Annotated in this window: 20 protein-coding genes; 7 read left to right on the top strand and 13 right to left on the bottom strand. The window is 40.7% G+C overall.

The annotated features are described in order from the left end of the window. Positions 1-68: 68 nt before the first annotated feature. A complete protein-coding gene (locus RSJ42_RS05210) occupies positions 69-920 on the bottom strand; it encodes an EFR1 family ferrodoxin (RefSeq protein WP_410509613.1) in 852 nt (283 codons plus the stop codon). Positions 921-1702: 782 nt separating this feature from the next. Here RSJ42_RS05210 and RSJ42_RS05205 point away from each other — a divergent pair. Next, positions 1703-2065: a hypothetical protein gene (locus tag RSJ42_RS05205; protein WP_410509612.1), complete on the top strand. Its 363-nt coding sequence runs from the start codon at positions 1703-1705 to the stop codon at positions 2063-2065. A 270-nt stretch (positions 2066-2335) separates the two neighbouring features. Here the strand turns inward: RSJ42_RS05205 and RSJ42_RS05200 are convergent, their stop codons facing one another. From RSJ42_RS05200 to RSJ42_RS05170, 7 genes are all read right to left on the bottom strand, one after another. Then, positions 2336-3283 (bottom strand): helix-turn-helix transcriptional regulator, encoded by a 948-nt coding sequence (locus RSJ42_RS05200; RefSeq protein ID WP_410509611.1) that lies wholly within the window; start codon positions 3281-3283, stop codon positions 2336-2338. An 852-nt stretch (positions 3284-4135) separates the two neighbouring features. Beyond that, entirely contained in the window at positions 4136-4465 is a 330-nt protein-coding gene (locus tag RSJ42_RS05195; protein ID WP_410509610.1) for a hypothetical protein, read from the bottom strand. A 593-nt stretch (positions 4466-5058) separates the two neighbouring features. Beyond that, positions 5059-6504, bottom strand: coding sequence for a 2-oxoacid:acceptor oxidoreductase family protein (locus tag RSJ42_RS05190; RefSeq protein ID WP_410509609.1), 1446 nt, complete (start codon positions 6502-6504; stop codon positions 5059-5061). A gap of 2 nt (positions 6505-6506) precedes the next feature. After that, complete coding sequence (locus tag RSJ42_RS05185) at positions 6507-7562, bottom strand: 3-methyl-2-oxobutanoate dehydrogenase subunit VorB (RefSeq protein WP_410509608.1); 1056 nt, start codon at positions 7560-7562, stop codon at positions 6507-6509. 22 nt (positions 7563-7584) lie between these two features. Then, positions 7585-7833 carry a ferredoxin family protein gene (locus tag RSJ42_RS05180; RefSeq protein ID WP_410509607.1) on the bottom strand — a complete coding sequence of 83 codons (249 nt, stop codon included), beginning with the start codon at positions 7831-7833 and terminating at the stop codon, positions 7585-7587. A gap of 288 nt (positions 7834-8121) precedes the next feature. Continuing rightward, the gene (locus RSJ42_RS05175; protein ID WP_410509606.1) at positions 8122-9795 is read right to left on the bottom strand and encodes an AMP-binding protein; all 1674 of its coding nucleotides are present in this window, start codon (positions 9793-9795) and stop codon (positions 8122-8124) included. A gap of 176 nt (positions 9796-9971) precedes the next feature. Further along, entirely contained in the window at positions 9972-10526 is a 555-nt protein-coding gene (locus tag RSJ42_RS05170) for a helix-turn-helix domain-containing protein (protein ID WP_410509605.1), read from the bottom strand. Positions 10527-11100: 574 nt separating this feature from the next. On the opposite strand from RSJ42_RS05170, the gene RSJ42_RS05165 reads away from it, so the two are divergent. Beyond that, complete coding sequence (locus RSJ42_RS05165) at positions 11101-12741, top strand: PKD domain-containing protein (protein WP_410509604.1); 1641 nt, start codon at positions 11101-11103, stop codon at positions 12739-12741. A 187-nt stretch (positions 12742-12928) separates the two neighbouring features. Here the strand turns inward: RSJ42_RS05165 and RSJ42_RS05160 are convergent, their stop codons facing one another. Next, positions 12929-13747, bottom strand: coding sequence for an alkaline phosphatase family protein (locus tag RSJ42_RS05160; protein WP_410509603.1), 819 nt, complete (start codon positions 13745-13747; stop codon positions 12929-12931). A 469-nt stretch (positions 13748-14216) separates the two neighbouring features. Here RSJ42_RS05160 and RSJ42_RS05155 point away from each other — a divergent pair, with 469 nt between their 5' ends. The 4 genes from RSJ42_RS05155 (at position 14217) to RSJ42_RS05140 (ending at position 16428) form a co-directional block, all read left to right on the top strand. After that, positions 14217-14891, top strand: a complete 675-nt coding sequence (locus tag RSJ42_RS05155) for a hypothetical protein (RefSeq protein ID WP_410509602.1) — start codon at positions 14217-14219, stop codon at positions 14889-14891. 174 nt (positions 14892-15065) lie between these two features. Continuing rightward, positions 15066-15545: a hypothetical protein gene (locus tag RSJ42_RS05150; protein WP_410509601.1), complete on the top strand. Its 480-nt coding sequence runs from the start codon at positions 15066-15068 to the stop codon at positions 15543-15545. Positions 15546-15812: 267 nt separating this feature from the next. Next, positions 15813-16034 carry a hypothetical protein gene (locus RSJ42_RS05145; protein ID WP_410509600.1) on the top strand — a complete coding sequence of 74 codons (222 nt, stop codon included), beginning with the start codon at positions 15813-15815 and terminating at the stop codon, positions 16032-16034. Between the two features lie 91 nt (positions 16035-16125). Next, on the top strand, positions 16126-16428 hold the full coding sequence (locus RSJ42_RS05140) for an ArsR/SmtB family transcription factor (RefSeq protein WP_410509599.1): 303 nt from the start codon (positions 16126-16128) through the stop codon (positions 16426-16428). A 314-nt stretch (positions 16429-16742) separates the two neighbouring features. On the opposite strand, the gene RSJ42_RS05135 is transcribed toward RSJ42_RS05140, so the two are convergent. Beyond that, positions 16743-18278, bottom strand: a complete 1536-nt coding sequence (locus RSJ42_RS05135) for a PKD domain-containing protein (RefSeq protein ID WP_410509598.1) — start codon at positions 18276-18278, stop codon at positions 16743-16745. An 896-nt stretch (positions 18279-19174) separates the two neighbouring features. Next, positions 19175-20029, bottom strand: coding sequence for a MerR family transcriptional regulator (locus tag RSJ42_RS05130; RefSeq protein ID WP_410510326.1), 855 nt, complete (start codon positions 20027-20029; stop codon positions 19175-19177). Positions 20030-20353: 324 nt separating this feature from the next. Here RSJ42_RS05130 and RSJ42_RS05125 point away from each other — a divergent pair, with 324 nt between their 5' ends. Next, positions 20354-20593, top strand: a complete 240-nt coding sequence (locus tag RSJ42_RS05125) for a hypothetical protein (RefSeq protein ID WP_410509597.1) — start codon at positions 20354-20356, stop codon at positions 20591-20593. Between the two features lie 31 nt (positions 20594-20624). Here the strand turns inward: RSJ42_RS05125 and RSJ42_RS05120 are convergent, their stop codons facing one another. Further along, a complete protein-coding gene (locus RSJ42_RS05120; RefSeq protein WP_410509596.1) occupies positions 20625-20885 on the bottom strand; it encodes a hypothetical protein in 261 nt (86 codons plus the stop codon). 178 nt (positions 20886-21063) lie between these two features. Continuing rightward, the gene (locus tag RSJ42_RS05115) at positions 21064-21222 is read right to left on the bottom strand and encodes a TFIIB-type zinc ribbon-containing protein (protein WP_137726720.1); all 159 of its coding nucleotides are present in this window, start codon (positions 21220-21222) and stop codon (positions 21064-21066) included. Positions 21223-21240 lie beyond the last annotated feature (18 nt).

The following is a 21240-nucleotide window of genomic DNA, read 5'->3' as shown; positions in this document are numbered from 1 at the left end:
AAGCTAATTTTCTTGATTTCTGATTTATTTACCATAACCGGATATTGTTACCTGTTCTTTCAATCCTTTTAACGCGGGCTATCCTTCTGTTCTGCGATATCATTTGCTGTCGCGTACGGATGGCAGTATCTATCATTTTCTTCAGTATACGATTTCATAAGGGCTCTGGATTTGATCTGAATAGAATGGGCAGGGCAATAATTGAGGCAGGCGTAGCAGAGGAAACAATTGATGCCTTTATGCCATACGGGCTTTTTGTCATGCATTTTAATTTTCCCGGACAAACAAACCTTTTCACAAACTCCGCAGCCCGTACATTTTGAGTCCGAATAGAAGTAATCTTCTGTGCCTCCGTGTTCGGAGTAAGCCATTCCCAGGCGGACCAGATGTTCAAGCAAGTAATCAGCTGGAGTGGGATCAGAATCTTCTTCCCGGCAATTTTCTCGATTTACGATTATTTTCCGAATTGAGTTGAGCCTCATCTGGATCTCGGACTCAATTCTCTCAATTTCTTCATCTGCTGCCGGATGCCAGCCTTTGTCTCTCGGATCGTTACATGCCATGTTTAAAGTAAAATATGAATTCAGGTTTTTTCCTCTTTTTTTCAGGATATCATCTATTTCAGAAAATGCTATATGCCGGGTACCGGCTCGCGTTGCAATTGCAAATATATAGGTAGCTGATTTTAAATCGAGCTTTTTAAGAAACTTCTTTAAAGGAATTGGAATTGTCATTCTATGTATGGGAAAAACGAATCCTGCAACTTCTGCATCCGTCTCTATAGTATCCTTATTCGTATCCTTATTCAAAAGGCTTACAACCGGAATTATATCTGCTTCCGGAATTCTTTTTTGCAACTCCCTTGCTATATGCAGCGAATTGCCTGTCCCTGAAAAATAATAAATCTCCATTCCCCTCATGTAAATCCCAACCTGCTGCCCGGCTGGCGATAACTGAATTTTTTAATTCCATTTCTGGTCAGTAATGTCTTTGCAGTTGCATATGATAAGAATATCTTTCGACATGGATATAGTGCCGGATGTAAAAATGTTCTATGCAATGAATATCGGTATGGATAGAAGGTCAAAAAAGTCCGGGTGTGAAGACAGGGGAATCGGATGAATACGTAACCTTTCAGTAATCTTCAGGTTTTTTTGCTTCAATTGCTTCACTTTCCTCGGAATAACATTCTTAACATTAAATGAAGAGAGTATTTTGATGAAAAGATAACAGGCACAAACTGTTAATCAAATTTGATTAACCATATCTGAAGTGAAGGGTATAGCACACATTTTCTGGAATTATTTGAGGTTTTTTTGCTTGTTTTCTTCAATTACTTTACTTTGGAATATGGAGTTTAAGGGGGCCTATTAATCTTAAAGATATTGTTTATGAATATAATTAAGTTCAAACTCTTATGAAACCTTATTTTTTAATTAAAATCCTTAAAAACTTTTATTTTATTAATTAAAGTATTATTAGGTGTTTTTATTTATAAGTATCTTTTTATTTAATCTCGGTAATCATAGAATCGTCAAGCCGCAGGTAGTCGGCAAGACGACTGGAATATAATATGGGCAAAATAGAACGGAACCAAATAGAAGGAATCCAGAATCTCCGAAATCAGGTATGGATGATCTGGAAAATCTGTGGTTTTGTTCTTCATCAATAAAGGATTAGAAAATTGGGAGTGGATCGAATAATGAAAATGAAAAAGATACTGAGTATATTTCTAGCAGTCTGTTTCCTGCTGTCAGTGACAGCAGCATCGGCAAGTGCAGGATATGACGATGACAGGTACAAGAAGGATGATGACAGGTACAAGAAAGATGACGGCAGGTTCAAGAAGGGCGACCCGAAGTTTGACCGGGACAAGAAAAAGTTTGACAACGAAAAGAAGAAATTCGACAGAGATAAAAAGAAGTGGGACAGAGACAAAAAGAAATGGGACAAAAAGAAAGGTACTAAAGGATATATGAACTGGTACTTCCTTTACATGAAATGGTTCAAAATGTACATGAAATGGCTCTTCAGTTTTAACAGCTTCAGCCACGGCTACTGGTAATAAAATAATGAAGTAAATAATAAAAATAGAACAAATAATAAAAATAGGACTGAATAATAAAAATAAATAGCTAATAAAAATAAATAGCAAAATTGTAAGCAAATCTTTGAATGTTTAGCATGCACTCTCCAGCAGGGATTAAAAGAGCAGCAGGTTCAGACACAGTGATGCTCTTTACATTGGGGGAGTGCGGAGGATCACGATCTCTCGCCATTTATGTGGGAAAAAGTGAATCCTCAACAATTTTTATTTTCGGGAATATTTTTCGTTTCAGACCCTCTCTTCTATTAAAACAATAATATTCTCACGCCCGTTCTTGAACTTCTTAATCATCTCTCTCTTTTCCAGTTCTGAAAGCAGGAGACTGACTTTTACTTCCGAGTACTTCAATCTGCCGCGCAGTTCCTTCTGGGTAATCCTTCCCTTATTGCCCCGGATTATATCCAGAATTTCGCTTAATTCTGTGGAGAGAGGCTGTTTTTTCAGAGCATCAGTGCTATTGTAAGAAATATCCCCAGGTTCTATTATTGGATCTGAAGCAAAGAATTCTCTTTTAGAGCTTTTAAATTCCGGTTTAGTTCCGGAATAAGTGATCTTACAGAGAATGTTTTCAAGAATCCCGGATATTTTATACTCTTTTTTCTGAGACCTTTTTTCTTTAATAAATTTATGCCTGCTGGAAAGCTTATAACTTCCGGCGAACAGGATAAGAAGCAAAAAGGCTACTGGCAAGTAACTTGTGACTGAAGAGCTAGCTTCTGTTTGCTCGGGGGGATTTATCCCATTTTGATTCTTCCTAAATGCGGTTGTTTCAGTTTTTCTGTTTTCTGATACGGGATATAGGAGGAGATCAAGGACGTAGCTTCCTTCACCTTCAATCTTAATGGTTGTTTCTTCCGAATAAATTAGAGTATTGTTTCGATAATACCTGGCTGTGATGGTATAATCTCCGGGCATTAAGTCAAAAGAATATGTTCCGTTTTTTGCTACTATTGATTGAGGAGGATTTGAATTCACTTCGATTACAGTATCATTTATGGGTTCAAGGGAGTCCCACGCATATGTTGCTCCATGGACTGTTGCAGCAGTGGTGTTCTCCTCCTCGAGGAAGGGTAACCCTGAAGCAGGTTCAGGCAATCCTGAAGCGAGCCCGGGCAGCCCTGAAGCGAGTAAAATACCAATGCAAACAAGATAGTATCTCGGATTCATCTGCACCATTAATCCAGTATTTTTTAAGTTGGGATTGCGGGGATCAGGTGCTAATAGCTGTAAGCAGGTTTTTTAAATTCCAGGACACAGGATACTTATTATTTTGAATTTACATATTTTGAATTTTCATATTCTGAGTTCTCATATTCTGAATTTATATTCTACAATTTGCCTGTTTTTGACTAATCGACGATTCTATTGCTCTAAAATCGTGATCCCGTATAGGTCTACTGTTAACAGGCAGATTTCAAAGTCATTCATGAAAGCCCGAATTGTAGCATGATAACGTTCAATATTATTCTCAAATCCAGTAATAACAGTTTATTTACTATAATGTAAGCAACCCGGAAGCTTTTTCTGACTTCAAATTAATGGCATGATAGTCCGATAAATTTGCCTGCTAATTAAAATTTTTCTATGTCCCCTTCCAATCCCCCGTTTGAAGTATACTGTTTATTGTTGAGTTTACGAATCCATTTTAGTTCTAATTATTTATAATTATATGGCTTATAGAAAAATGTAATCTTTAATTATTTTTAAGAAATAATACATATAACCCATATAATTAGAGGTCAATTTCATTTATATGCAAAAGAGCTGGTATTTTTCCAATTCAGTTTAACCAGAATACTATAATCATATCTGCGGATGATGTTTAGAATCAAAAATAGCAGGTCAAAAATAGTGGATAAAAAATAGCAGGTCATAAATAGCAGGTCATAAATAGCGGGTAAAAAATAGTGGATAAAAAGTAGTGGATAAAAACAGTATATCAATGAATAATGTATTTTCAGTTATCACAGCATTTAGAATAGCAAAATTAAATTTTTTTAAGCTTTTTCCCTTGCTTTTTCCCTTATTTCATTTTCCTTGCTTCAAGCAGGAATACCTGTTTCCATTGTAGCCGTCTATGTATCCTTTTTTGTAGCCTTTTTTGTAGTTGTTTTTGTAGGATTGTGTCCAGTTTCCTTTAAGAGGAGGAGAGGGAACTTTCGACAGGTTTGGACTGCTGCCAAATTGCTTGCAGTCTTTCTCACTTTGTTTTTTGCCGTCGTCATATCCTCTTTTGTAACCGTTATCGTAGCCATTGCTAGCTGCGCTTGCTGATGCAACCGTCATTGACAACACAAAGCAGAGTGCCAGCAAAATAGCAAGGGGCTTTTTTATTCTGCCAGATATTTTGTTTCCCATAAATCATACCCCGGTCACGTTTTTTACATGAAAGTTACCTGTAAGCCGATAATTCATTGATTGGCAGAAGTAATATTAACTGGATTTAATATAAATATACTTATAGTGAGAGGTGGCTTAAAATGATTTAATTAATAAAATAAGGATTTCTAAACCTTTAATTAAAAATAAGAGCTTAAATAATGTAGTGAATGTTAATAAAATTTTAAAAAAGCTTTATTATTCAGTCCTTGTATATTCACCTGTTTTAACTGATGCTATATAATGAATTGGCATAAAAGACATTAAGGTATTAGAATAAAGAAATTAAGCAATGAGAAGACAATATATAATGGCAAATCAGACTGGAGAGGCGATAATAGTTTTGCCGTTCCATCCGGTAGAACTTTTAATAACTATTTTAATATTTCCTCTGTTTCGATCCATAAAAAGATTGATTATATCAATTTGGTGCCTTTATAAATGAAAAGTGAGGAAAATCTATTTTAAAGCAGTGTAAAGAGATTCAAAAGAAAAGTTTACAGGCGAGCCAGTTTTTCCCGCCTGTTTTTATGCTAAATTTGTTGCTTCCAATTTACTGCTATCTGCTGCCTTTACAGTTTTACGTTTTCTCTTGCCCATTCTGCACCGGCTTCGAGAACCTGCTGGTTAAAAGCGATAACCTTAGGTTTGCCTGCAAAGTTTTCGGCAAGGGCTTCTTTAAAGGCTTCTTCTTCAAGCCCTGTTGCGTTCAGGCCGAGCAAAACACCGAGCATAAAAGAGTTTGCAGCTCTTTCATCGCCTGCCTCTTTTGCTTTCTCGGTTGCAGGGACTGCAACAGCATTTACGCCTGCCGGAGTTTCAGCTTCCCCTATGGTTGAATCATAGAGGATAAAGCCTCCTTCTCTTACTGCCCCTTCGAACCTTTCCAGAGAGGGACGGTTCATGGCTATCAGAATATCAGGGGTATAAACTGTGGGAGAGCCTATCGACTGGCCTGAAATAACTACCGAACAGTTCGAGGTTCCTCCGCGCTGTTCCGGTCCGTAGGATGGGAACCAGGAAGCATTGAGGTTTGCTTTAACCCCTGCCTGTGCAAGGACGATACCCATGCTCAGGACGCCCTGCCCTCCGAAGCCTGCAATCTTGGTCTGGATAGGGGCAAAATCAGCTCTAGCAGGTTTTTCCCCGGTATCTGCTTCGATTCCGAAAAGCTTCTCAAGTGATTCTGTTGTGAAATCGCTGACTCCGCGGTGAAGAGGCTCGACCGATTCGGAATTGTCTCTGAAATTCTGGAGTGGGAATTCCTGTTCCATCTCTTCGTTTATGAAACGGACAGCCTGTTCTGCATCCATCCTTAAATTGGTCGGGCAGGCTGCAAGTACTTCCACAAAAGCATAGCCTTTGCCTTCGCGCTGGATCTCAAGCGCTTTTCGAATGGCTTTCCTGGCTTTCCTGATATGGGAGATATCGGAAACCGAAACTCTTTCGATAAAAACGGGAGCCTTCAGGTTATTCAGGAGCTCGCACATATGGACCGGATAGCCTGCAAATCTTGGGTCACGGCCTTCAGGGGTTGTTGTTGTTTTCTCCCCTATAAGGGTTGTGGGAGCCATCTGTCCGCCTGTCATGCCGTATACGGTATTGTTTACGAAAAAGACTGCAAGCTTTTCTCCTCTGTTTGCTGCCTGCAGGGTCTCGTTCAGTCCTATCGAAGCAAGGTCTCCGTCTCCCTGGTAAGAGATAACCACAGCGTTTTCTTCGGCTCTTGAAACGCCTGTACCTACAGCAGGGGCACGTCCGTGAGCCACCTGGATATTGCCTGCATCAAAGTAATAATAGGCAAAGACTGCACAGCCCACAGGGCTGATCATAACTGTCCTGTCCTGGATTCCAAGGTCGTCAATTGCTTCAGCAATGAGCTTGTGCAGAACCCCGTGTCCGCAGCCAGGGCAGTAGTGAGTGGCTGTTGAGGCTGCCCCTCCTTTTCTGGGATAGTCCGGGTACAGGGCTTTCGGCTTTCTCAGGACCTTTTCTCCGTTAATGATTTCTGCTGCCATTTTCATGCCTCCCCTGCAACTTTTCTTATTTTGTCCATAATCTGGTCGAGAGTGATCAGGTTTCCTCCCATGCGGTTTACCAGCTCAACAGGCCGTGAACAGCCGATAGCAAGCCTGATATCGTCTATCATCTGCCCGTTGCTCATTTCGACGGATATGAAAGAACATCCTTTCTTTGAAAGGGCTCTCAACTGTGTTTCCGGGAATGGGAAAAGTGTCTTTGGCCTGAAGAGTCCCACTTTAATTCCTTCTTTTCTGGCAAGGTCTACGGCTGACCTGCATATCCTGCTGCTTATGCCGTAAGAAACGAGCACAATTGAGGCATCTTCGGTCATGTATTCTTCATAATCTACCTCATTATGCTTTATCAGCTCGTACTTTGCCTGCAGCTTCTCATTGAAAGCTCCGAGTTCATTGAAGTCCAGGAAGATTGAGGTTATCAGGTTAGGCCTTGTTTCTGCGGTCCCGTTGACTGCCCAGCTAGTATCGATTTCCGGGGAAAGGGCTTTTTTAGGGAACTCAAGGGATTCTATCATCTGCCCGAGAACACCATCAGCAAGCACAACAGCAGGGTTCCTGTACTTGAATGCAAGCTCGAAGGCTTTCATGGTAAAGTCGCACATCTCCTGCACGGAATTGGGAGCCAGTACGATATTTTTGTAGTTTCCATGCCCTCCGCCTTTCACAACCTGGTTGTAGTCTGCCTGCTCTGGCCCTATGTTTCCGAGCCCAGGACCTGCTCTCATAATGTCTATAACCACACAGGGGAGCTCTGCGCCTGCAAGATAAGAGATCCCCTCCTGCATCAGGCTGATTCCCGGACCTGAAGAAGACGTCATTACCCTGTGCCCGGCTGAGGCTCCTCCATAGACCATGTTAATTGCAGCCTCTTCCGACTCAGCCTGCACGAATTTCCTTCCTACCAGGGGGAAATATTTGGAAGCATCATGAAGAATCTCACTTGCCGGAGTGATTGGGTATCCGAAGAAGCAGTCGCATCCGGCATAAAGTGCACCGACAACTATTGCAGAGTTGCCTTTTGTAAGCTGTGTTGCCATCTTTTTTCCTCCTTATCCTGCCTTATTCGGCATCCTCCTTTTTCAGGGGAATATGGATTTCGAGTGCCAGGGGTTCAGGGCAGGTATAATAGCAGCTCGCACAGCCTGAGCAGCCTTCTCCTTTATACTCTATGTAGTGGTAACCCCGCGCGTTCAGGTTCTCGCTCATGAAAAGTACATCTTTGGGACAGGCAAGCAGGCAGCGCCCGCATGCCTTGCACTCCAGAATATTGATAACAGGGTACGGTTCCTTTTGATCATTTTTTGCCATATAGAATCCTCACGCTATTCTTCCAGTCCCTGTTCTTCTCCAGCCGGTATTATATGGCAGACAGGAGAGCCTATCATTTTTAAGGGGCTTTCTGAATTCTTATATGATCCTGAATTTTTTCTTTTTTGAATCAACTGGTCTCTTAAATTACAGTATTAATGAGAAAATACAATATATCCTTCTTATACGAATTTTGAGAAAAGGCTTAAGGTACTTATCTCTTTCCTTTCTTTTCTTCTTCTCGAATCTCACGGATATATTGCTCTGATAATGCCTTATAAAATGCTATTACTGAGTCTGGTCCTTATCCCTTATCTCAACCCTGCGGATTTTTCCACTGATAGTTTTCGGGAGCTCCGGGACAAACTCCACTATCCTTGGATATTTATAGGGAGCGGTTACCTTTTTGACGTGCTCCTGCAGCTCTTTTTTAAGGGCATCGCTTGCAGTGTAATCTTTTGTAAGCACTATAGTTGCCTTAATGACCTGGCCTCTTACAGGATCCGGAACTCCCGTGATTGCACATTCGAGCACGGCAGGGTGCTGGATAAGGGCACTTTCCACTTCAAAAGGTCCTACTTTATATCCCGAGGTCTTGATGATATCGTCAGCCCTTCCAACAAACCAGAGATAGCCATCTTCATCCATCCATGCCATGTCTCCAGTATGGTAATAACCGTCATGCCAGGCTTCCTCTGTTTTTTCCAGATCCGTTCCATAGTGGACGAAAAGGCCGACCGGTTTTTCTTCCTTTGTGTTAACGACAATTTCCCCTTCTTCACCAACCTCACAGATCCTGCCGTCCCTGTCCATAAGTTCGATCTTATATCCAGGGGTTGGTTTTCCGATTGATCCGGGTTTTGGCTCCATCCAGGGGAAGGTGGCAATCGTAACAACGGTTTCAGTCTGCCCGAACCCTTCCATGAGCTTTATTCCTGTGTATTTGAGGAAGCGGTTGAAGACTTCGGGATTAAGAGGTTCGCCTGCAACAACCGCATATTTCAGGGTACTGAAGTTATAATGGGAGAGGTCTTCTTTTATCAGGAAACGGTAAATTGTCGGAGGTGCGCAGAAGGTTGTAACACCGTACTTTGAGGCTTTCTCAAGCATATTCTTGGCTTCAAACCTGTCGTAATCATAGACAAAAACCGCACAGCCTGCTATCCACTGGCCATAAAGTTTGCCCCATACGCATTTTCCCCAGCCGCTGTCCGCAACCGTGTAGTGCAGCCCGTTGTCCTCCACATTCTGCCAGTATTTTGCAGTAAGGATGTGCCCGAGAGGATAGGTGTTATCGTGTTCTACCATTTTCGGGAATCCGGCTGTCCCGGATGAGAAGTAAACGAGGCAGATATCTTCGTTTTTTGTTGCAGCCTCGCCTGTCGGGCGTTGAAAGTCCGGAGAAGCTTCCTCAAGCTCTTTTTTGAAATCAATCCAGCCTTCCCGTGGTTTTCCTCCAACCATGGCTTTTTTGAGCTGGATATCCCCGCACTCCAGATGGGCTTCATCTACCTGCTCGGGAACCTCGTCTTCGGATATGCAGACTATCATCTTCAGTCCGGCTTTCTGGATTCTGTAAACAATATCCCGGGTTTTCAGCATATGAGTTGCAGGAACGGCAATAGCCCCAAGCTTGTGAAGCCCGAGAATGGAGAACCAGAATTCATACCGGCTCTTTAAGGTCAGCATCACGTAGTCGCCTTTTCCGATGCCGTGCTTTATGAAGAAATTTGCAGCCTTGTCACTGTAATATTTCATGTCTTTGAAAGTAAAGATCCTCTCTCCCCCATAGTCATCACACCAGACCATGGCGATTTTCTCAGGAGAATCTCTTGCATAAGCATCGACAATATCATAGGCAAAGTTGAAATTTTCAGGGACCAGGATTTTGAAGTTTTCCTGGAAATCCTCATAGGATTTAAAATCTGTTCTGGAAACAAACTGGCTAAGCAAGGAAGTCATTCTGAACACCCGTTTTATTTGAATTTTTATAGATTTTATAATTCTTCAGGCTTCAAGGAGCTGAATTCATGTTTTAAAGAGATCTGAGAGCTCTGTTCTGTTTTCCCCTTATTCCGGGTTTTTGCGGATTTTGTGTGGATTACTCATTTATTCTACTCAGTCACATCCAATCCGGGTTACATAATAACTGCCAGGAATTTAGCTGGCTTCCCGTTCATAGCTTTCATTGCGTGCTGGTAGTTAGAATCGAAATAAATGGAATCTCCTTCATTGAGGACAATTTCATTATTATGAATGTAAACCTTCAGGCTTCCCTCGAGCACGTAATTGAATTCCTGGCCGGGATGCGAATTGGTATCAGGTTTTGCTCCTTCGGCTTTAGGTTCGACCGTAACGATAAAAAACTCCGCTTTTTTGTGGATGAATTTTTCAGCAAGGTTCTGGTACTTGTACTGTTTTCTCCTCTCAACATTTACTCCTTTGCCGTCCCTTGTGACCGTAAAAATATTCATGCGGGGCTCTTCTCCGGTCAGGAGAGTAGCCATATCCACCTGTAACCTGTGTGCAATTTCAAAAAGAATACTTGCCGGAATATCTTCAGTTCCATCTTCGTATTTTTCGTAAGTCTCCTTAGGAACATGAAGGTACTCTGCCATTTTTTCGGCAGAAATCTCTGACAGTTCCCGCAGTTCACGGACCCGGGATGCAATTTCTTTAATTTTTTCCTGCATAATCAAACCTTCTCCAGCTGTATTTTTTTAAGAAACCTAACTTGAATATTTACTTAAAAACCTTTGTGCTTCACTCAGACCTGCCTGTAAGGTAGAAAAACAAAGTTTTTTCCAGAACCATTATGAATTATCATAAATATACATTACCATTCAAACACTTTAAAAAGCTTTCATTCAAACACTTCAAGAAACTTCCATTCAAACACTTTAAAAAGCTCCCATTTAAAAACACTTAAAGGCATTTCCATTCAAACACTTTAAAAAGCTTCCATTTAAACACTTTAAAGCATTTTTAATTCGAGAAAACAATTAAAATATAGATTTTAGTGTAAAATAATTTCTTCCAGCTGCTCTTCATTGCTACCTTTTATCTTATTTTATATTTAATCTCTCTTATTTTTTATTAATTTTTATTTTAATTTCTTTTTTCTAATATTTCTCTAAACCAACAATTTTATATGCTTTCCTTATAAAAACTTGTCAAGAAAATTATTGGACCTTTCCTGGGGTTGAGACAATACAAACACAAACTTTCGGACGAACCTGCTTTTTGCTGTCAATTTTAATTTTTATTTTGGTCTCAAGCACCGGAACGGCGTCAGAACTGTACGTGAAGGAAGGAGAATCCATACAGAGTAAGGTGAATGAAGCGGTTCCTGGGGACATTATTCTCGTAGATCAGGGAAAATTTAATGAAAGTATCTTTGTTAACAAAGAAAATTTAACTATAAAGTCAGCCTCGGGAAATCCTGATAATACCATAATCATGGGAGAAAGCGGGGAAAGTTACGTTTTTGAGATAACTGCAAGTGGCGTGAATGTCAGCGGTTTTTCAATAACTGACGGCCGTTACGGGATCTTTCTTAATAACATTGAAGGCTGTACAATTAGCAGCAACAAAATCTCAAACCAGGAAGTGGGAATTTATCTTTTCGGATCAGGCAATAACCTGTTGACCAATAATATGGTATATTCGAATTCTGGCTGCGGCATCAAACTATTGGCTTCTCCTGACAACGTAATATGTGGTAATTACTTCAATAATATAGTTAATGTCAGGGATAATAAGCTCAACACCTGGAATGATAGCGTAAGAGGCAATTACTGGAGTGACTACGAAGGTCTGGATGAAAATGAAGATGGCATCGGCGACACCCCATATGCAGTCAATCCTGAAGCCGGCAGCATGGACTACAGGCCTTTAACAGATTATCTTTCGACTTCTGCGGTATTGCCATCTGTACATTTCACATCGGATGTAACAGAAGGGTTTGCTCCTCTTTCTGTCAGGTTTAAAGATTTTTCCGAAAATGCCACTTCCAGGCTATGGGACTTTGGAGACGGAAATAAGTCGAGTGATTCGAGCCCCTTGCATACTTATTTCAGTGAAGGAAACTACAATGTTACTCTTACCGTAGACAATGAGAATAGCAGTGTTTCAGCATCCGTTACTATAAGTGTTTTGAACGCTTCCGAACAACCAGACCCATTACTTCCGGAAGCTGAATTTATTTACAATACCACAAACGGTTCTGTTCCTCTTGTCATAAAGTTCGTAGATCTTTCAAGGAATGCAGACTGTGTTTCATGGGCATTCGGGGACGGCAAAAAATCATGCTGTCCGGAACCCGCACATACTTTCTGCTGTCCGGGGAATTATACGGTATCTCTTACAGCAATAAATGAAAACGGGACTTCCAGTAAATGCATAGTAGTGACTGTCTTAAAAAACGAGTCTTATACCGGTGAAGAAGAAAACAGGGATACCGAGTCTGCTTCCGGCACGGAAAATACGGATGGTCTGATCAGTTATGTTACAAGATATGCAACCGGTATTTCGGATGAATTCTTCGGCGGAGATAATGCTACTGGTTCGGAAGTAACCGAAAACCCTGATTCGGGTTCCGGCAATAAGAGCGAGAGCAAAGGCAGCAGCATAATCGATAAAGAAGAACTTAAGTCTATAAAAGACTCAGTTGTTTCCACTACCAGTTCAAAAGTTCTTACAGAGACAGGGAAGTCCCTGGAAAACGAGACTCTAAAGACTCAGAAAAATATTGAAAGCTTAGTGGGCGATTCAATACCCGAAGCCACAGATAATTCCTTACCCGAAATAAAGAAAAGGATAGCTCCCTGGGCTCCTTCGTTTCTGGGGCTTGCCGGAGTAATTTTTGTATTTTCCATACTGAAGATAGGCAGAAGGGCGCGAAAATAAAAAACAATGATAACTACCCCATCAGGAAAGAAAATCGGGATAAAAGAAGTGAATAAGGGTAAAAGGAAGAAGTTTGAATAAAAGAAAGGAATTTGAATAAAGGAAAAGAATCAGGATAAAAGAAAGGAATTTGAATAAAGGAAAGGATTCAGATAAAGGGAAAAAATTTGAATAAAGGATATCTGGATCAATAATCGCAGCCCACAATAAGGGCAACATAATTATTCTCGTGGTTTTTGATCTCCTCGTGAGTGGCTTTTTTCAACCATTTATCCCCACCGTGGACTGCATGGTCTCCGCAAATAAAGAAAATAGTGCCTTTTTCTGCGTTCTGGAAAATCTTTTCGAGGTTTTTATCAATAGCTTTTGCAGCTTTCTTCATTTCTTTCCAGGTCTCTGCCCTGTGAGAATAACGGTCAAGGGCTCTCAGGTGTACGGCAAGGATGTCAGGCTTTTCCTTCAGAGCATGTAAAGCATACTCTGTTATCTTGCTGTCATAATCAAGTATATCCTCCGAATTGGGTACCCCGTAAAAGTTTTTTATTCTTCCTCTGAAACTCTCTGCCCCTTCTGTTTCTATTACAGCCGAGGCTTTCATGCCTGCTCTGCATGCCCATTCCATAATGCTTCTCAGCCTTGGGTTTTCAGAATCCTTAGCTGTCTCTGAATAAATATCTGCTGTTGAATAGATATTATGCTCTTCCGGAATATAGCCTGTAAAGATCGAAGCAATTGCAGGAGATGTTATGGTTGCCGGAGACCGGCATTTAAAAAGCAGGCCTTTTTCGGTAATTCCGTGCAGGTTTTTCATTACAGGAAAGAGGCGGCAGTAAAGAGAATAACCAAGGCTGTCAACCACTATAATTACTGCTTTTTTGCAACCCCTCTCTTTAGCATAGTTCTCTACTTCAGGAATTGGCCTTCCAGATGGCGGAACCATTGGGACTTTCAGTAATCTGGAAATTGTAGGCGCAATGTCAGTGGTACTGCATTCCAGGGCTTTCATAATTCTCCTTTATATTATCTGATGCGACTGTTTATATGCATTTCCAGGACTGTCCGAATTTCGCTTCAGGACACAAAATCTATGGTTTTTTGTGGAAGTTGCAATTACATCGAAACAGTAGCCGTCCTTTTCACTCGCTTTGCTCCCCGAATTTCGTCTCGGGAGCACAGGAAATCGAAGATTTTCTGGGAGTTGCACTGTAAGTGCAACAGCACAAGGTCCTTTTTACTCGCTCCACTCGTTCAAGAGGACAAACCTTTGGCTTGAGATAATGGTGATCTTACTCACGACAACTAAAAGAGATTAAGTTACAAATCTTTGACACGTGCAACGTCATTCACTTTACCGGATCGTTCTTGAGTTTAGATGTGTTGTTCTGGAGAATATAGTCTCAGGAAAAATATCAATTGATTAATAAGGCGGTCAGGGATAATTCCTCTCTGGAAAAATGAGTTTGAGGGCGAATAAGATGAATGCAAAAAATAAAGAATTTTCTGAAGAATCTTCAAAGGAAAAATCTCAAGAAGAAGAATCTCTTGAGGAAGGCGAGGAGTTTTCGGAACTTATCAAGTATACGATCCCTGGGTATATTCTGGGGCTTCTTGCAGGGGTTTTTCTGGATTTTCAGGGATATCAGCGGAGCCCGGTAGGGCAGTGGTTTGTGAGGACTCTTGCTGGGGAGGGGGAGAGCATTTTTGAAGGAATATTTTCTATCCGCCAGCGGTTCCGAAAGGCTGAAGGAAGCATAGCGGAAGCTTACGGCTGGGGAAAGTTTTTCGGGATTGCCTTTCCATGGGTTATCGACCTTGGAAGCCGGCTGGCTGGGGTCGATGTTTACGGAGTTGAGGGATTCTATATCCCATACTTCTATGCACTCAGCGACCAGATAGGAGCCAATATTTCGGGCCTCTTTTTTCTTAAGCGTACCGAAGGGTCCTGGAAAGCCGGTTTTTTTAAATATGTACGTCATCCTGTCATGCTGGCAAGCCTTTTTGTAATCATACTTGTTCCGCTCGGGCTCCTTGGGGCAAGAATTCTGGGCTTCAGCCCTACAACTCAGACCTTCACGGCATTAGAGACCATTGCTGCAAATCTCTGCTGGGTTCCTCCTCTGGTTGGATGGTTGAATGAGAAGTACAAATGAATAAAGAAGTACTAATGAATAGAGAAGTACTGCCGGAATTCAGGGAAAAGCAGCAGTAGCGGTCGAAAGCTATATATCCTCATAAGGACTACATATGTAGTGTAAATGCTACATATGGCATTGTAGTGTCTATCCATACAGGGAAAAAGAAAAAAGACAGATGAAGGTGATATAGTGAAGAAAACAATAACAGCAGTTCTTCTGGGCATACTCCTGATTGGCGCTTTCGGTGCAATCGTTGTCAGTGCAGTTGCTCCGAATGATACCGGAGCTGGGTATGGCTCTGGGCCAGTGAACAGGTGGGCTGCCAGAAATACAGACTCTGATGCAGGCAATTACGCGTCTTGCCCTTATTACAATACAGACGGAACCGTAGAACTTGAAGTTGAAACCCTGGACGAAGCCTTTGAAATCGCAAAGGCTGAAATTGACGACAGCGTTTCGAAAGATGATATATATCAGATGGGCCGCTGGTGGATTGTTTACTATGAGGGTGACGACGGAGCCAATACCCAGGCAAGAATTGATGCAGTAACAGGAGAAGTATTTACCGGATATGATATTCCAGCAGGGTGTCAGGCAGGCGCCAGATATGGTCGTGGCGGCTCAGGATACGGACGCGGCTCAGGACACTGCATGGGATATGGAAGATAAGCTCCGATTATAATTCATTCTCCTTTTATTTGTTTTAATTCCCAGACTGGCTTTTCAGGTTGGCTCTTAAGGCTTTTGTTTTAGATCTGGTTTCTTTTACCGGCTGTTTTTTATATTTAAGGCTTTAAATGAGTATTCCGGGTATATTTCTCGAATAAGAACAAAAGGATAAAGAAAACGGTTTAAAAAGCAAAAATGAATTTAAAAAGAACAAAAAATCAATAGATAAGAAAAATATAACTGAAAAACTGGTCTTTTGCGAGGTGAATGCTTTTGAATGGCATGGGGTACGGAATGTACGGTTCTTTCTGGGGTTTTTTCCTGAATCTTCTCATTATTCTGCTTATTGCAGGTGTAGCTTTGGTAATACTTAATAAATCCGGTTATATGGCTTCCAGGGATAATGAAAGGCTTGTTAAGATCGAAAAAGACATTGAAGATATCAAAAAAACAGTCGAGGATATAAAATCCAAGCTGGAAGAAATCTAAAGTTTAATATGCTCAAATTTATCATGCTCAAAATGACATTCAGGAATACTTTAGGGGTAGAAAACTATTTTGATTGACGAGGGTGCACCAGGTGAAAAAATCACTTCAGCAAATAGTCGAAATTGGCGAAGCCCTCTCTCATCCTGTAAGGTTAAAACTTCTTTATCTTCTGGCTGAGAGAGAGCGGTATGTGTACGAACTCGCCAAAGATCTGGACCTCTCAAGACAGGTCGTAAACCTGCATTTGAAACGCCTGGAAAAAGCAGGATTTGTCGAGAGTGACCTGAGGCTCGAAGACGATGATATGAGAGCAAAGAAATTTTATCGGCTAAAAGAGTTTGAGGTTTCCCTGGGTATGGAAGATCTTGAAAGGATTTTTAAAAAACATTCCTGAAGATCCTGAAAACTGCCCATAACTTCAATCCTATTTTTAAGCCATTCAGATGCCTGTAAAAGTAAAATTTTCCGATTTAATTTTTCAGGTATCTTAAATCGATTAAAAGAGCAACAGCTTTTTTTGCTGCCAAATTGTGCTTCTTGCAGCTGTAGTAAATAGTGCCGGATAGGAGTTTTCCCAATCCGGCTTTGTGGGTTTTACGCTTCTTTTACCGGACCTGGTTTTCGATTTTATGTTTTTCTTCCGAAACCCGGTGGTTGTTGCTGTCCATCTGTATTATTTGGTGCTTTTCTGTTAACTGGTATTTTTCCTTATCTCGTGCTACTGGTGTTGTTACACACGTTGACTACATTACTTTTCGTAATTGTACAGTTATTGTTGCTTACTGTCAGGTTAACCCTGTAGCTTCCCGGTTTACTGTATACATGTATAGGATTCTGCTCGGTTGAATTTGTCCCGTCTCCAAAGGTCCAGTACCATCTTGTTGCATCTTTTGATAGGTCCGTAAACTTCACTACAAGAATAAGATTGCTGGTGAAGTTTGCATCAGGACATTTTGGTACTGTAGGACATTCAGGACATGGGCATGTAGGACATGGCGGTTTTTGTACAGGGATAACACATATACAATGTCCAGCGGTAGAAACAGGGATGCTCCTTGCAGGCACCGTTGATATAACATTGTTGTTTATCGTGTTAATTATAGTGATTGTGTTGCTGTTAAGGTTAGTCACATGTGCCTGATTTCCTATAATTGAAATTGCAGCAGGATATTCTCCAACATTTATTGTGCTTATAATGTTGTTGTTTATCGTGTTGATCACGGTAACGGTATTGCTGTTAGCGTTACAAACAAATGCTTTTTCTCCATCTCCAGTGACCCCAATTCCGACAGGATAGCTTCCAACGTTAATTGTGCCTATAATGTTGTTGTTTATCGTGTTAATAACGGTAACAGTATTGCTGTTAGCATTGGTTACAAGTGCCTTATCTCCCGCGATTGCAATTCCGGCAGGGCGCTCACCAACATTAATTGTAGCTGTAACGTTGTTGTTTATTGTGTTAATTACAGTAACAGTATTGTTGTTAATATTGGTCACAAATGCCTTTTCTCCTGCAACTGCAATAGCACCGGGTTTTTCTCCAACATTAATCGTGCCTATAACATTGTTGTTTATTGTGTTAATTACAGTGACCGTGTTGCTATTGACATTGGTCACATATGCATTTTCTCCTGCAAATGCGATTCCGGAGGGATAATTTCCAACATTGATTGTGGCTTCAACGCTGTTGTTTATTGTATTAATTACAGAGACAGTATTGTTGTTAATGTTAGTTACATATGCACGTGTCCCATCTGGACCGACCGCAATTCCTCCGGTATCAGTGCCCACATCCAGTGTAGATGTAGTATTTGTTTCTTCGTCAACTATAGTGACAGTACCGTTAGTTTGGATTAATGGAGATACGATCTCCGGTACTGTGAAATCCTCTTCCGGTACTGTTATAGCATCCTCAGGTACTGTTACACTATCCTCTGATATCACTACATCCTCCTGCGGTATTGTTTCAAGAGGCTCTATCGGTTCTATTGCCTCTTCAGGAGGTATCATTTCTTCAGGAGGTGTTACTTCCTCTGGAGGTGTTACTTCCTCTGGAGGTGTCACTTCCTCTGGAGGTGTCACTTCTTCAGGAGGTATCACTTCTTCAGGAGGTGTTACTTCCTCAGGAGGTGTTTCTTCCTCAGGAGGTGTTTCTTCCTCAGGAGGTATCACTTCTTCAGGAGGTGTTACTTCCTCAGGAGGTGGCACTTCTTCTGTAACGTTATCTTCTGGCTCAGCTGGCAATAACGTTTCCCCATTCTGTGCGCTAACTGACGCAACAGTTATTGATATTAAAAAAATAGCTATCATGGAGATGCTTAGTATCTCGCGTATTCTGTCAGACTTTTGTTTCCCCATTGGTTATACACTCCAGATTTGTTAAATTTGATACAATTGACCCGTTCTTTGATTTACTTCTAGCAACATTGAATGAGTTCTGTTACCAGTTTAATCCTCACCATTAATTATCAGATAAGAATATTATTGGTAAAATCTAATTTTGCTTGTCAGTGAAAAAGCGGTTCAAATTGTATCGACAAAGTATTAATTTTCAGAGAATATAATAATGAAAGAACTATAATTCAGAAGTCAATAAAAATAAAAACCTGAAATTCCTTAGTCATGTGCTATGGATATCTTTCCAGCAATAGGACTTTTCACCAGTCTTACTGGTTTATATATAAGCTAATAAAAATAGTAACTTCCTGTTCGATCAACGATAGATTAGAAATTTATATAGCACGAGATTATACATATTAGATAAACTGAAAAAAAGATCCTGTAGCTCTGTGTTTGTTATAAAGATTCGTTTAATTATAAAATATAATTTGAGCACTCAATAAATTTTTTATATATGTAACCCCGTGTAATATTATGAAACATATACACGGTTTTTACTGGGTTATACCTGCAGTCTTCATTCTTACAATTTTCTGGATTTTCAAGAAGATTCTTAGTTCTGTTAAGTCTCGAAAATCTAATGTCAAATTGCATACAGCCGCCTTACCCTGAAGACTCCAAAAAAGAAACTGCTCCAGAAATCTGGAGCGCTGGCCCAATAAGTAACCAGAAACAATAAAAGAATTGAGACAATAAAAGAATTGAGACAATAAAAGAATTATCTCTCTTTTACTTGCGAATCATCTCTCTTTTATCTGAACCTGGACCTCGGTCATGAGTTCTTCTTCCGGGACTTCAGCAGGGTCATTAAAATAGAGTTCCCTGCTTGGCATAACGGTTTCCAGGTTGTTTTCTTCCGTATAAGAGAAAACCCTCTTGTAGGCTGCCTCAACTCCCGGGTATGGGCCTCTATAGATAACGGAAACAACCCTTATAGCTGGCAGTGTCTTTATTTTCATCTTACTATCTTCCACTGAGACTCTGCCTGAAACCGGAAGCGCGATCTCTATATCCGCGCCTGTTTCTTTGTATTCCTCATCGTGGCAGAGGAACATAATCGGGCCTGTAGCTTTTACGCGGTTCCGCTGGTTTTCAGGGCTGCTGACGCATGCACAGATTTCGCTGATCAGTTTTCCTATAGTTAATACAAAACTCCCTTTCTCACGTTTGCTCAATACTCGCAGCTCTGGAATCTCTTTGATAACGGGTTCTGTAACTGACATGTTGAAAATCTCCGTAACTTTACCACTATATTTGCAGGCGCCCTGCAAAATGCCCTCGATCCTTTGCAGCTGCCCGACCTCCAGCCGGACTTCCTCAAGCCTCTTCCTGAAGCAGGTCTCAATAAACTCATAATTTCCTGTGCTTTCTGCGTCCAGAAGCATGGAAATTTCCTCAAGGGAAAATCCCAGGAAAGTAAAGGTCTTGATCTTCATTCCCTGCTCGATCTGGGGAACCGTATAGTAACGGTAACCGGTAAACGAATCTTTTATTCCCGGAACGAGCAGCCCTTTCCTATCATAGAGCCTGAGAGCTTTCTGGGAGAGGCGGGTCATAAGTGAGAATTTTCCGATTGGGATCTGATCTACCGACATCTTGCTCAACCCGTTAATTGTCCTGAAGCTAGATAAACTGCCTTACTTTTCCCCGGGGAAGGCCTTAATAAATAACTACAGTTGTGCGTGCTTATCCGAAAGTAAATTGCTGGTAACTGGTCTCACCCCGCCCTTTGACCTCTTTCGTTTCTAAAACTGCTTCATATATTGAAATCCGAGAATTGTAATGTATCGAATTCCGAATAACTCTTTACTCCTGCCCGGAGCTCAAAAAGCTTTTAATATCGGTGAGGATATCGAGGTGATAATATGATAACGGAGAAAACAGCAAGAGAAATGTATGCGAAGAACCGCGAAAAAATCATGCAAAAAGCAAGGAGTTCCAATAGCGGGTTTTTTGGAGTGGGATTCTATAATAACTTCAGCGTTTTACTTTCGGAAAAAAGTACCAAACCCGGAGTTCAATGGGATAATAAGCCTGAGTTTCACTTTCAAGTACCCTGTAATAGGTTGTTAAATTATCGATATCTTGATGAGCTATTTACCGAAGCACTGGATAATTATCTTCTTACCGGTAAAAAATTTTTCTTGAAAGATGAATGACAGCTTAAATTGTCATTTTACCTCATTTAGATTACTTCAACCCTGGGGATTTTAAGGAAATCCGGAATTCCCAATTTAATTTATTTTTATTTACAGGTGAGAAATTACATCTGACCATCGCTTCTTTAAACTGCTTATTTGTGATAAAGAAACCATCTGGTGCCTGTTCAAATAAATTTTTAAGTGCATAACTGGTGTAATTTTTATTTGGTGCTTTTTGTGGGAGTATATTTAACATTATCCAGTTATCCACGGCTTTTTTTTCAATGTCGGTTAATTCGTATTCACCCATTTTTCTCACTCCTATCTTTCATAATTTGTTAAAGTATTACAGAGCTATGCCTTGATTTCCTTTACTTGTGACCCATAATATCCAGTATTAAATTTTGTGACCTGCCTAACTGGAGAACAAAATTGGTTTTGAGATGAACCCCTAGTATGTATACAAATACTTAATGGCGTTGACAGAATCAGGCTTTTCCTGCATTTCTCGCCTTCTTCATAGCTACCTGATTCGCAGGAAATGATCTCTGGCAGTTTTCGCACCGGTAATTACGCTTTTTCGTGTTTTTAGTTATATCAGGTGAATTGCAAAACGGGCATACTTTTATTGTATTTGTGGTAGTCATTAAAAAAGCTCCATAATA

The organism is Methanosarcina hadiensis (genome assembly GCF_046529725.1).
GTDB lineage: Archaea > Halobacteriota > Methanosarcinia > Methanosarcinales > Methanosarcinaceae > Methanosarcina > Methanosarcina hadiensis.
This window is presented reverse-complemented; position numbering and strand designations above follow the sequence as displayed.